We start from the raw sequence: 12432 nt of genomic DNA, 5'->3' as shown, positions 1-12432 counted from the left end.
ATGCAAGGACATCCAACTATAGGATGGGCTATATATTCGGAACTCCCTGATTCATCGAGCAAGAAACGGGTTCGCACAATGGTTCAAGAGCTATCCCACTTCGTCGGCGGCAAGCGTGTACCGGGTGCCTCCAACAGGTTTGGCGACGTCTACGATCCCAACACCGGTGCGGTGCAGTCGCGGGTGCCGCTGGCGGACAAGGCCGAGACCGAGGCGATCATCGCCAACGCGGTGGAAGCGCAGCGCGAATGGGCCGCTTTCAATCCGCAGAAGCGCGCACGCATCCTCATGAAGTTCCTGCAGTTGGTGCAGGGCGAGATGGACTCGCTGGCACGCCTGCTCTCGTCCGAGCACGGCAAGACCGTTCCCGACGCGAAGGGCGACATCCAACGAGGACTCGAGGTCATCGAGTTCGCTGTCGGCGCCCCGCATCTGCTCAAGGGTGAGTACACCGAGTCCGCGGGCACCGGCATCGATGTGTACTCCATGCGCCAGCCACTCGGCGTCGTCGCCGGGATCACCCCGTTCAACTTCCCGGCCATGATTCCGCTGTGGAAGGCCGGGCCGGCCCTCGCGTGTGGTAACGCCTTCATCCTCAAGCCCTCCGAGCGCGACCCCTCGGTGCCGCTGCGCCTCGCCGAACTGTTCCTCGAGGCCGGTCTGCCGGCCGGAGTCTTCAACGTGGTCAACGGTGACAAGGAAGTGGTCGACGTCCTCCTCACCGACGATCGCATCAAGGCAGTCGGTTTCGTCGGGTCCACCCCGATCGCGCAGTACATCTACGAGACCGCTGCTGCCCACGGCAAGCGCGCGCAATGCTTCGGCGGCGCCAAGAACCATGCCATCGTCATGCCCGACGCCGACCTCGACGAGGTGGCCGACGCGCTCATCGGCGCGGGTTACGGTTCGGCCGGCGAGCGCTGCATGGCCATCTCGGTTGCCGTTCCGGTCGGCGAGGAGACGGCCGACGCTCTCGTCGCGAAGCTGAAGGACCGTGTCGCCGGCCTGAAGATCGGTCGCAGCGACGACGAGAACGCCGACTTCGGACCTCTGGTCAGCAAGGACGCCCTCGAGCGCGTCGACAGCTACATCCAGATCGGCATCGACGAAGGTGCGGAGGCCGTGGTCGACGGCCGGGGCTTCACCCTCGAGGGGCACGAGAACGGCTTTTTCGCCGGCGCGACCCTGTTCGACAAGGTCACCACCGACATGCGCGTCTACAAGGAAGAGATCTTCGGACCCGTCCTGCTCGTCGCCCGTGCCGCGGACTACGAGGAAGCACTCCGCCTGCCGACCGAGCACGAGTACGGCAACGGCGTCGCTATCTTCACCCGCGACGGCGACACCGCCCGCGACTTCACCAACCGCGTGAACGTCGGCATGGTCGGCGTCAACGTCCCGATCCCCGTGCCGATCGCGTACCACACCTTCGGCGGGTGGAAGCGCTCCGGCTTCGGCGACCTCAACCAGCACGGACCCGACTCGTTCCGCTTCTACACCAAGACCAAGACCGTGACCCAGCGTTGGCCCTCAGGCAAGAAGGAAGCAGGGCCCGAGGGTCGCTCCGCAGGCTCCGCTCCTGACAACCACTTCGTCATCCCCACCATGAACTGAAACGGAACCCCATGTTCACCTTGACCGATGACGAGCGGGCGATCAGTGAGACGGCCCGTGACTTCGCGGCCGAGCATCTGGCGCCGTATGCCGTGGAGTGGGATCAGACCAAGCATTTCCCGGTGGATGTGCTGCGGAAGGCGGCGTCGTTGGGGATGGGTGGGATCTACATTCGGGAGGATGTGGGTGGCTCGGAGCTGACCCGGGTCGACGCCGCCCGGATCTTCGAGCAGCTCGCGAGGGGGTGTCCGTCGATCGCCGCCTACATTTCGATTCACAACATGGTGACGTGGATGATCGACCGGTTCGGCACCGAGGAGCAGCGCCGTGCGTTCGTGCCGGGGTTGTGTGCGATGGATCAGTTGGGTAGTTACTGCCTGACCGAGCCGGGTGCCGGGTCGGATGCGGCGGCGTTGAGCACCCGGGCGGTCCGCGACGGTGACGACTACGTCCTGAACGGGGTCAAGCAGTTCATCTCCGGTGCGGGGACGTCGGATGTGTATGTGGTGATGGCCCGCACCGGGGAGGGTGGGCCGAAGGGGATTTCCGCGTTCATCGTTCCGAAGGAGTCGGCGGGGCTGTCCTTCGGGCCGAACGAGGTGAAGATGGGCTGGAACGCCCAACCGACCCGGCAGGTGATCTTCGAGGATGTGCGGGTGCCGGCGGCGAATCTCCTGGGCAGCGAGGGGGGTGGGTTCCGGATCGCGATGGCCGGTTTGAACGGGGGCCGGCTCAATATCGCGGCGTGCTCGGTCGGCGGCGCGCAGGCCGCGCTGGAGAAGGCGGTCGCGTATCTCGCGGACCGGAAGGCGTTCGGTGCGCCGCTGCTCGACTCGCAGGCGTTGCAGTTCCAGCTCGCCGACATGCGCACCGAACTCGAGGCGGCCCGCACCCTGTTGTGGCGGGCGGCGGCCGCGTTGGAGGAGGGGGCACCGGAGGTGGTGGAGTTGTGTGCGATGGCGAAGCGGTTCGCCACCGACACCGGTTTCGAGGTCGCCAACAAGGCGCTGCAACTCCACGGCGGGTACGGGTATCTGGCCGAGTACGGCATCGAGAAGATCGTCCGGGATCTGCGGGTGCACCAGATCCTCGAGGGCAGCAACGAGATCATGCGGGTCGTCATCGCCCGCAGCGTCGTCGGAAATAAAGGAGCGGCAGGGTGAGCGACCTGAATTCGGAATCTGAGGTCATTGTCGACACGCGGGACGGTGTGGGCCGGCTTGTGCTGAATCGGCCCAAGGCGATCAACGCCCTCAACCACTCGATGGTGCGGCAGATCGCGGCGGCGTTGGCCGCATGGTCCGACGATGATCGGGTGCGGGCGGTGGTGATCACCGGGGCCGGCGAGCGGGGGTTGTGCGCGGGTGGCGACATCGTGTCGATCTACCACGACGCCCAAGAGGGCGGTACCGGGTCGCGGGAGTTCTGGCGCGACGAGTACATCCTGAACGCGGCCATCGCGAACTACCCCAAGCCGTATGTGGCGATCATGGACGGCATCGTGATGGGCGGCGGCGTCGGGGTCTCCGCGCACGGCAGCGTCCGAGTCGTCACCGAACGGTCGATGATCGGCATGCCCGAGACCGGTATCGGGTTCGTCCCCGACGTGGGCGGCACCTACCTACTCGCCCGCACCCCGGGCGAGTTGGGCACCCACATCGCGTTGACCACCGCCCGGCTGAGCGCCGGTGATGCGATCGCGTGCGGATTCGCCGACCACTACATCCCCTCGGCGAAGATCGACAGCTTTATCGAGGCACTCACACAGACCTCGATCGACGACGCCCTCGCCCGGTTCACCGAACCCGCCCCTGTGTCCGAACTGTTGGCGCAGCAGGGGTGGATCGACGCCGCCTACTCCGCGGGCAGTGTTCCCGAGATCGTTGCCCGCCTGCAAGGCAGTGGGGTGCCGGAGGCTCAGAAGGCGGCCGAGCAGATCCTGTCGAAGTCGCCGACCGCGTGCGCGGTCACCCTGCAATCGTTGCGCCGGGCCCGGCAGGCCGGCGGCCTCGAGGAAGTCCTGAACGACGAATTCCGGGTGTCCGTCGCTTGCCTGAGCTCCCCTGATCTGGTCGAGGGCATCCGGGCGCAGGTGGTGGACAAGGACCGCAACCCGCAGTGGTCGCCCGCCACCCTCGCCGACGTGACCGACGAGCAGGTCGACGCGTTCTTCGCCCCGCTCGGGGACCTCGAACTCGGCCTCACCCCACCCACCGCAGCCGTCCCGGCAGCGGCTTCGACCAGCGACACGCGTCCAGGAGGGACTGCATCATGAGCACGATCGGATTTCTGGGACTCGGCCACATGGGTGGTCCGATGGCGGCCAACCTCGTCAAGGCCGGGCACACGGTGGTCGGTTTCGACCTCGCCCCCGCCGCCCTCGAGCAGGCCACCAAAGACGGTGTCACCGTCGCCGAGTCGGCCGTCGACGCCGTCCGCGAGGCGGAGGTGGTGATCACGATGCTGCCGAACGGCAAACTCGTCCTCGGCCTGTACAAGGAAATTTTGCCGGCCGCGAAGCCGGGCACCCTGTTCATCGATTCGTCCACGATCGACGTCGCGGACGCCCGGGCGGCACACGAGGAGGCGGTCACCGCCGGGCACCGTTCGGTCGACGCACCCGTCTCCGGTGGGGTCATGGGCGCGGCCGCGGGAACGCTCGCGTTCATGGTCGGCGGCAGCGACGAGGACTTCGAGGCCGCGAAGCCGCTACTCGAGGTGATGGGCAAGAAGGTCGTGCACTGCGGGAACCCCGGGAACGGGCAGGCCGCGAAGATCTGCAACAACATGATCTTGGGGGTGTCGATGATCGCGGTCAGCGAGGCGTTCGTCCTCGGCGAGAAACTCGGGCTCAGTCACCAGGCCCTGTTCGACGTCGCGTCCAACGCGTCGGGGCGAGTCTTCAGCGTTCTGCTCGCGACCTTCGACACTGAATAAAGATATGAGGCGAGCTGATGATAACGACTACCCAAGCGTTCATTCTGCGAGTGAGATGACAAGGACGCTCAGTTCAGTACGATTGTGATACCAAATGATATCGAGGGAACGACATCAACTGAGTCATAAAAACTTTACCACAACAGTTTTTGCCTAAATTGTAGCGGTTTCTCAATGGTATCAATCAACAACATCACGTTAACTCAGCGCTTTGTCATTTGGAGTGGGGAGGAATGAAGAAACTGGTTACAGTTATTCTACTCGAACACCAGATGAGATGGGATTCATCACCCCTCAGCACTGAGAGGACATCCAGCCTTTTTGGGCTACCAGCGGGGCGCGAGACCGGATGAGGTCCGTATTCTGATCAGTTCAGACAGATGCGATCGGAGTTCGTCGTGGACAAGGATCTGGACGCTCTGCAGCGCTGAACATCGGAGGGCCGACCAGGATGTGGTGTCCTCGACAACTGCTCTCTTTTTCCTGGAGATGGGGCAGCGCTGCCTGATCGCGGTCTTGCAGTTTTGCTCAACGATGCAGGTGGGATCAGCGTTGCTCTACAATATCGATTCGTTTACCGAAATTCAGTGACCAGATCAGCTCAGAAGATGATTGCGCTGCCAGATCAGCGCTCAACGACGGTAGCCTGTGCTGGGGATCAAGCAAAAACGCAATGAACTGATAGCGGATGTGGACAGAATTGGGCACCCGGACTGGTCTCCCGGATCGTCCCCGCCGCGGACCTGCTCGACGAGGCGTTGCAGACCGCGACCACCATCGCCGAAATGTCGCTACCGGTCGCGATGATGGCGAAAGAAGCCGTCAACCGGTCCTTCGAAACCACCCTCACCGAAGGCGTCCGGTTCGAGCGTCGGGTGTTTCATTCGACGTTCGCCACCGAGGACCAGAAGGAAGGGATGGCGGCGTTCGTCGAGAAGCGTGCGCCCGTCTTCAAGCACCGCTAGAAGCCCCGAAAACGACTGTCGCCCCGTACCGGATCCGGTACGGGGCGACAGTCGTCTCTCACCACTTGGTGGGGGCGTCTCCGGTGTCGAAATCGCCTGCCTCGCGGCGCAGTTCGGCGAGGATTGTGACCAGTTGTTCCAGCTTGTCACCGGACACCCCGGGGCGCGAGAACACCTGGGCGTTGAGTCGCTCAGTGGACTCGACAGCCAGTTTCCTTCCCGCGTCGGTGATTTCGATCAGGGTCGCCCGGCGATCGCTAGGGTGCGGGACACGCCGCACGAGGTTGGCCGTCTCGAGCCGGTCGACGGCGTTCGTCACGCTGGTGGGGTGAACCTGAAGGCGCGCGCTGGCCTTCGCCATCGGGAGTGCGCCGGTGCGCGTGAACGTCAGCAGTGTCAACAATTCGTACCGGGCGAACGTGAGCCCCGACGGCTTGAGCACCTCTTCCACCCGGGCCATCATGATCTGCTGTGCCCGCATCACCGAGGTCACCGCAGCCATCCCGTCGGCGACATCACCCCAGCCGTGCTTCGTCCACTGCCGGTGGGCCTCTTCGATGGGGTCGAGATGAAGTGGTGACGGTGGTGGCATGCGTCGATCATCCCATGTCGGGTGATGGGCCGCGAAAGTCTGCCGAGCGTGTCGTCAGTGCGCTTCCGCCTTCGCGGCGGCCGCCAACGCCACCAGCCCGAGTCCCGCGCACGCCGTCATCGTGACCGCGAGTGCGACGCCGGTGTTGCCGAGCACGCCGACCAGGGGAGCGATCAGTGCGCCGACGCCGAACTGCAGGGCGCCGAGCAGTGCGGCCGCCGTGCCGGCCGCCTCCCCGTGCCGGCCGAGGGCCAGTGCCGGGGCGTTGGGCAGGACGAAGCCGACACCGGCGAGGAGGAACCACAGCGGAACGATGAACCCGACGAGCCCGCCGAACTCGAAGTGGGCGGTGGTGACCAGCGCCAGCCCGGCCACCGTCGCGAAGGCGAGGGCCGACACCGTGATCTGCAGCGGTGACCACCGTGCGAGGGCGCGGACGTTGAGTTGCGAGGCGCCGATCAGAGCGATCGCGCCGGAGCTGAACAGCAGCGCGAACTGCTGCTCGTCCAGGCCGTACTGGTCCTGGAACACGAACGACGCACCGGAGACGTACGAGAACAACGATCCCATCGCCACACTCGACACGAGTGCGAGCACCATGAACGTGCGGTCACCCAGCAGGCTCTTGTAGGTGCCCAGCACGGCGCGCAGACTGCTCTTGCGCCGCCGCTCCGGCGGCAGCGTCTCCGTCAGACCCCACACCCCGATCAATGCCGTCAGGGTGCCGATCACGGCGAGGACGACGAAGATGCCGCGCCAGTCGAGGGCGATGAGGAGCGCCCCGCCGATACTCGGGGCGAGAACGGGTGCGACGCCGAGCACGAGCATCAGCCGCGACATCACGACGGCCACGGTGTTCCCAGAGAACAGGTCGCGGACGACCGCGAGCGCGACCACCGCTGCGGCGGCGGCCCCGATGCCCTGGAAGACGCGGAGCACACCCAGCACGGCCACGGTCGGCGCGAAGACCGCGAGCACGGACGCGACGACGTGGACACCGATACCGGCGATCAGGGGACGCCTGCGCCCGAGGCTGTCCGCGAGCGGTCCGACGATCAACTGCCCCAGCGCGAGGCCGAGCAGGGTGCCGGTGATGGTCAGCTGGACCGCGGACGAGGACGCGCCGAGGTCGGTTCCGATGTCCGGAAGCGCGGGCAGATACATATCGATGGTGAAGGGGCCGAGGGCCACCATCGCGCCGAGCACCAGGATCACCCGAAGGCTGGGACGGGTGGTTGTCCGGTCGGCCGTCGGGGCGGCGCGTTCTTCGGTGTCGGTCACGGAGGAACACAGCAACGAGGGCACGTGGTTTGTTCCCGCCCCGGCGTGTCGGTTTCAGAATCACCGTGAGCGCAACCCTCGCGCCCGGGGCACCGGCCGGGCACAGTAATCATCGATGCGGGTGTGACTGAGTGGTTGAGGTACCGGCCTGCAAAGCCGTTCACACGGGTTCGAATCCCGTCACTCGCTCGGGTGAGAACCGGCAGGTGATGCACCTGCCGGTTCTCTTCGCGTGGTCACACGTCTTCGAGGCGAATGCCCTTGGTCTCCTTCATGAACAGGCACGCGACGCCGGTGAGGACGGCCAGCACCATGATGTAGACGCCGAACACCCAGCCGAGGTCGAGTCCGAGGAGAAGCTGGTTCAGGTACGGGGCGGTGCCACCGAACACCGCGACGGAGAAGGAGTACGCGAATCCGATCGCCTGCGTGCGTAGTCGCGTCGGGAAGCTCTCCGACAGCGTGGAGGACAGAATCGACGCCGGGACCGCGACGATCAGCAGGGCGACGGTGGTGGCGACGAGCAGGGTCCACCCGTCGGACGTGATCATCATCGTCAGCGGCAACTGCAGGACGAACATCAGAACCGCGAAGGCGCCCAGCATGGGCCGTCGGCCGATAATGTCGGAGAGCAACCCGAGGAACGGCAGCGAGACCAGAGCGATCAGCTGAGCGATCACCAGCATCCAGTACGCGGTGTCGGGATTCATGCCCTGCTGCGTGATCGCGTACGTGGAGATGTACGACGTCCACGTGTAGTGCGCGGCCGTGATGCCCGAGGTCATCCCGATCATGAGGAGGATCGCCCGGACGACGGTGCGGCGGGGGATGCTCGGCTGATCCTCATCCTTCTGCGCAGCATCGAAGACGTCGCTCTCGTCCATGCTGCGGCGCAGGTACAGGGCGAACAGTGCCAGGAGCGCGCCGATGAGGAAGGGGATACGCCAACCCCATTGACCGACAGCGGTGTCGGACAGGGAGGAGGTGACGACGCCGCCGACGGTGTAGGCCAGCACCGAACCGCCGAAGATCGCGATGAACGCGACGCTTCCCCACATGCCGCGCCGGTGCGGAGGCGCGATCTCTCCGACGTAGGAATACGCGGTCGCGGACTCGCCGCCGTGCGCGAAGCCCTGCATGACGCGCGCCGCGAGCAGGATCAACGACGCCCACGCGCCGATGGTCGAGTAGGTGGGCATCACCCCGATGATCAGGCTGCCGGTGGCCATCATCAGCATGGTCGTGACGAGGACGAACTTACGTCCGCGCTTGTCGGCGATCCGGCCGAAGATGATCCCGCCGAGTGGGCGCATCAGGAACCCGACCGCGAACACCGCGAGCGTGGACAGCAGGGCCGAGACCGGGTCCGAGTTGCTGAACATCGCCGCCGCGATGAACGGGGCGAACACCGCGTACGCGCTCCACTCGTACCACTCGAGGACGTTGCCGACGGAGCTGGCGAGGAGCGATTTCTTGCGGGAGGCGAGGGTGGTGCCGGAATGGGTGTCAGGCTGCGCCTGGCGAGTGAGGTCGACGTTCACGTGCAGTCACTTTCGTCGGGGTCGCGGAGTCGAGATGTCGAGGGGAGGAGCCGTCAACGCAGGTCGCTGCGACGGATCTTGCCCGTCTGGGTCTTCGGGAGGTCGGTGATGATGTGCACCAGCCGCGGCCGCTTGTACGCGGCGAGCCGGTCGCGGGCGAACGCGACGAGTTCGTCCTCGGTGGCGGTCGCGCCCTTGCGGAGCGAGACGTAGGCCACCACCGATTCGCCCTGGTAGTCGTCGGGTTGCCCGACGACGGCGGCCTCGTGCACGGCCGGGTGTTCGTAGAGGGTGTCCTCGACCTCACGGGGCCACACCTTGTACCCGGACACGTTGATCTGATCCTTGAGCCGGTCGACGAGATACACCCACCCCGCCTCGTCGATGATCGCGACGTCCCCGGTGCGCAGCCGTCCGCCGGGCAGTGTGTCCCGCGAGGCGTCCGGGTTGCGCCAGTAGCCCGAAACAACCTGCGGTCCGGCGATTTCCAGTTCGCCTGCGGTGTGGGGCGGAACAGGGTCACCATTCGGGTCGACGGCGCGGATGTCCACCCGGGGCAGCGGGAGTCCGATGGACAGCGAGCCACTCGACGGGTCGACCGGCGCCCGCAGGCCGGGTGGCACCGCAATCACTCCGGCCGTCGTCTCGGTCATCCCGTACGCGTTGTGGATGTACTTGCCGAATCGGGCTTCGAACTTCTCCACGGTGGCAGGCGGGATGGGCGCGCCGCCCGAGTAGAGGGTCTTGACCGAGGCGAAGTGGTCCGCGCTCACGGCCGGAACCTCGGACAGCGCGTTGAACACGGTGATCGAGCCGATTGTGTAGGTCACCCGGTGCTCCACGAGCGTCTCCAGTGCGACGGCCGCGTTGAACCTGTTCGCGAAGACGAGCAGGCAGTCCCGGACGAGGGCGACACCCGCATTGAGCACGGCGCCGGTGATGTGGAACAGGGGAGCGACGGCGAACACGACGTCCCCGTCGACGACGCGGGCGCACTCACCGAAGTCGAGTGCGGTGGCCAGCACGTTCGCGTGGGAGTTGAGCGCGCCCTTCGGTGGGCCGGTGGTCCCGGAGGTGTAGGTGAGCAGCGCAAGGTCGTCTTCGTCGAGTTCGACCAGGGGAGGCCGCCTGCCGCGAAACCGCGCGAGGAGTTCGACGAGGTCGCCGTCGGCCGCCGGCGTGGCGCGCGTGGTTGACTCGAACACCCGCGGATCGTTGCGGGTCTGGAAATCGAGGGCGCTGGTGCTGATCGAGAATCGCACGCTGCTGCCACGCAGGGTCTCCGCCGTGGCCGCGACGCTCACGTCTTCGCAGAGGATGCCGATCGGCTCCGCATCGTCGACGAGGCGGCGGAGTTCGTTTCCGCGGTACATCGGATTGAGCACCAGCGCTGCAGCGCCGACCTTCCACAGCGCCAGCAGAGCGAGGGCGTACTGCGGCACGTTCTGCAGGTAGATGCCCACCCGGTCACCGCGCCCGACACCCCACTCGTCCAGTGCGACGGCGAGGGCATCCGACAGGTCGTCGACCTCGCGCGCCGTGAGGGTGCCATCGAAATAGGCCACGGCGGGGTGATCGGGATGCGCCTCCACGCGCGACCGCCACGCGTCGAGAGTGGTCGCCACGGGTGGCTCCTGGATTCCGTCGTTGATGAACGTCGACGACACCGCATGTCCTTTCTCCGGCTCGGTCGGAACGGGATGTCCGAATTCGAGCGGCCGACCGATCACTCGCTCGGTCGGTGTGGGCAAGTGTTGTGTGTCACACGAGAAGTGTCAAGTCGGGGCCCGCCCGCCGCTCGGCAGAGACCGGGTTCCGTGGCCACCCCAGCGACGGTTGCAGCTCATATTTCCATCTGGCAATATGAGGCTATGAGCGCCTACGCCGCCCTGGCCGAGCCGCACCGCAGACAGATTCTGGACCTGCTGCGTGAGGGTGAGCGGCCCGCCGGAGAACTGGTGGAGCGCATCGCGCTCAGTCAGCCCGGCGTGTCCAAGCACCTCAAGGTGCTGCGCGAGGCCGGGCTCGTCGTGGTGCGCGCGGATGGCAAACAACGTCTGTACGCGCTGCGCCCAGAACCCCTCGCCGAGGTCGACCAGTGGCTGGAGCCGTACCGCGTGTACTGGTCGAGGCGCCTCGACGCCCTCGAACGACACCTGGAGGAGAACCCATGACCGACGGAACCCTGGAGACGATCGACGGCCGCCCGGCGCTGCGCTTCGAGCGCACACTCGCCCACTCGGTCGAACGCGTGTGGCGGGCGGTCAGCGTGCCGGCGGAGCTCGAGCGCTGGTTTCCCGCCGCCGCCGAGTGGACACCGGCGACAGGGGAGACCTTCGAGGCCTACGGCGCGACCGGCGAGGTGACCGAGGTCGATGAACCCCATCGGCTGGCGTGGACCTTCGGCGGTGAGCGGTACAGCTTCGATCTGACCGCTGAGGGCGACGGATGCCGGCTGATCTTCATCCATGTCTTCGGCGACCGTGCGATCGCAGCGCAGACCGCGGCCGGCTGGGAGACCTACTTCTCGCGGCTCGAACCTCATCTCGCCGGCGGGTACCTCTCCGAGGCGGAGGCGCACGGGTCGTGGGATGGGTGGGAGGAACTTCACGAGCGCTACGCCGAGCGCTTCGGCGTCGACCCGACGCCGGGACGGAAATTCCTGGAGGCGCAGCGCGCCGGCCAATGACATCCGGTAGACCCTCTGCCGAAACGGCGCTCGTCCAGCAGTTCCAGCCCGCACCGGACGCGCTCCGGGAGAGACCGGGTGCCGCCTCCCGCAACGACGGGAACGACGAACACCTGGCACGCGTCGACCAACCCGGCCGCGAAGGCGTGGGAGGCGAGCCCGGGGTTGCTGTCCGGGTGTGATCCGGATCAGCGTGTCACGTCCAGTGCGTCGACGTCGACGCCTGCCGCCGGAAGCAGGTGATAGAAAGCGCGTTCGCAGAGATCGATCATGTCCGTGCGGTCCATGGTCGGTTCATCGAGCCACGACAGCACGATCTCTTCCATCAATGCCTGCCACCCCGAGATCGCCGCCTCGAGCGCGGGTGTCGTCGACACCCCGAGCTCGGCCAGCGACGCGCCTATCCAGCGGGTGAACGTGCGCCGCATTCCCCGGTAGATCTTTCGCATGCCGTGGTCCCCGCTGCCCGCCATGCGCATGACGGCTAAATAGATTGCGGGGTGCGCGATTACCGCCTCGGCGAACGTCTCGACACCCGCGCGCAGCTGCGCCGGAAGGGGGAGCGACGTGTCGGGCGTCATCCTCCGCTGCAACTCGGTGGCCGAGGCTACGAGCACTGCGTTGCGAAACCCGTGCTTGTTCTTGAAGTAGTGAAACAACAGTGGCGACGAGACGCCTGCCTCGGCCGCCACCTGGTCCATCGACAGCTGCTCGAACGGCACCGAGTCGAGGAGTCGCATGGCGACGTCGAGGATCTGCGCGCGCCGATCTGCGGGGGAGCGGGGAGCGGCGGGCATCTCTGCACTCTAAGGG

11 protein-coding genes, 1 tRNA gene and 2 pseudogenes are annotated in these 12432 nt (G+C 66.2%); 9 read left to right on the top strand and 5 right to left on the bottom strand.

Annotation, left to right across the window (positions count from 1 at the left end; translation table 11 throughout):
• Positions 1 to 78: 78 nt before the first annotated feature.
• The 5 genes and pseudogenes from JQT59_RS27265 to JQT59_RS27245 form a co-directional block, all read left to right on the top strand.
• Entirely contained in the window at positions 79 to 1614 is a 1536-nt protein-coding gene (locus JQT59_RS27265) for a CoA-acylating methylmalonate-semialdehyde dehydrogenase (RefSeq protein ID WP_213572710.1), read from the top strand.
• A gap of 11 nt (positions 1615 to 1625) precedes the next feature.
• Positions 1626 to 2777, top strand: coding sequence for an isobutyryl-CoA dehydrogenase (locus tag JQT59_RS27260; protein WP_213572709.1), 1152 nt, complete (start codon positions 1626 to 1628; stop codon positions 2775 to 2777).
• Positions 2778 to 2782: 5 nt separating this feature from the next.
• Entirely contained in the window at positions 2783 to 3889 is a 1107-nt protein-coding gene (locus JQT59_RS27255; RefSeq protein ID WP_213578123.1) for an enoyl-CoA hydratase/isomerase family protein, read from the top strand.
• Positions 3886 to 4524: pseudogene (mmsB, locus tag JQT59_RS27250) on the top strand (3-hydroxyisobutyrate dehydrogenase); the annotation flags it as partial. The gene JQT59_RS27255 and the pseudogene mmsB, both read left to right, overlap by 4 nt.
• A 737-nt stretch (positions 4525 to 5261) precedes the next feature.
• Positions 5262 to 5516, top strand: a pseudogene (locus JQT59_RS27245) (enoyl-CoA hydratase-related protein); the annotation flags it as partial.
• A 58-nt stretch (positions 5517 to 5574) separates the two neighbouring features.
• Here the strand turns inward: JQT59_RS27245 and JQT59_RS27240 are convergent.
• Both JQT59_RS27240 and JQT59_RS27235 read right to left on the bottom strand, forming a co-directional pair.
• Complete coding sequence (locus tag JQT59_RS27240; RefSeq protein ID WP_009474224.1) at positions 5575 to 6108, bottom strand: MarR family winged helix-turn-helix transcriptional regulator; 534 nt, start codon at positions 6106 to 6108, stop codon at positions 5575 to 5577.
• Positions 6109 to 6162: 54 nt separating this feature from the next.
• Positions 6163 to 7413 carry a multidrug effflux MFS transporter gene (locus tag JQT59_RS27235; protein ID WP_213572708.1) on the bottom strand — a complete coding sequence of 417 codons (1251 nt, stop codon included), beginning with the start codon at positions 7411 to 7413 and terminating at the stop codon, positions 6163 to 6165.
• A gap of 93 nt (positions 7414 to 7506) precedes the next feature.
• Between JQT59_RS27235 and JQT59_RS27230 the strand changes: the two genes are divergently transcribed.
• A tRNA-Cys gene (locus tag JQT59_RS27230) sits at positions 7507 to 7578 on the top strand.
• Between the two features lie 47 nt (positions 7579 to 7625).
• On the opposite strand, the gene JQT59_RS27225 is transcribed toward JQT59_RS27230, so the two are convergent.
• On the bottom strand, positions 7626 to 8930 hold the full coding sequence (locus JQT59_RS27225; protein ID WP_213572707.1) for an MFS transporter: 1305 nt from the start codon (positions 8928 to 8930) through the stop codon (positions 7626 to 7628).
• A gap of 53 nt (positions 8931 to 8983) precedes the next feature.
• Entirely contained in the window at positions 8984 to 10597 is a 1614-nt protein-coding gene (locus JQT59_RS27220) for a class I adenylate-forming enzyme family protein (protein WP_213578121.1), read from the bottom strand.
• Between the two features lie 204 nt (positions 10598 to 10801).
• Here JQT59_RS27220 and JQT59_RS27215 point away from each other — a divergent pair, with 204 nt between their 5' ends.
• From JQT59_RS27215 to JQT59_RS27205, 3 genes are read left to right on the top strand one after another with little or no spacing between them, the layout of a single operon-like run.
• The gene (locus JQT59_RS27215; RefSeq protein WP_213572706.1) at positions 10802 to 11104 is read left to right on the top strand and encodes an ArsR/SmtB family transcription factor; all 303 of its coding nucleotides are present in this window, start codon (positions 10802 to 10804) and stop codon (positions 11102 to 11104) included.
• A complete protein-coding gene (locus tag JQT59_RS27210; protein ID WP_213572705.1) occupies positions 11101 to 11619 on the top strand; it encodes an SRPBCC domain-containing protein in 519 nt (172 codons plus the stop codon). The genes JQT59_RS27215 and JQT59_RS27210 overlap by 4 nt, the downstream gene beginning before the upstream one ends.
• Positions 11616 to 11801: a hypothetical protein gene (locus JQT59_RS27205; RefSeq protein WP_213572704.1), complete on the top strand. Its 186-nt coding sequence runs from the start codon at positions 11616 to 11618 to the stop codon at positions 11799 to 11801. Before JQT59_RS27210 ends, JQT59_RS27205 begins: the two co-directional genes overlap by 4 nt.
• Positions 11802 to 11807: 6 nt before the next feature.
• Here JQT59_RS27205 and JQT59_RS27200 read toward each other — a convergent pair whose 3' ends face one another.
• Entirely contained in the window at positions 11808 to 12416 is a 609-nt protein-coding gene (locus JQT59_RS27200) for a TetR/AcrR family transcriptional regulator (RefSeq protein ID WP_213572703.1), read from the bottom strand.
• Positions 12417 to 12432 lie beyond the last annotated feature (16 nt).

It is taken from the genome of Rhodococcus sp. USK13, assembly GCF_018343855.1.
In the GTDB taxonomy this organism is placed as follows: domain Bacteria; phylum Actinomycetota; class Actinomycetes; order Mycobacteriales; family Mycobacteriaceae; genus Rhodococcus_F; species Rhodococcus_F oxybenzonivorans.
This window is presented reverse-complemented; position numbering and strand designations above follow the sequence as displayed.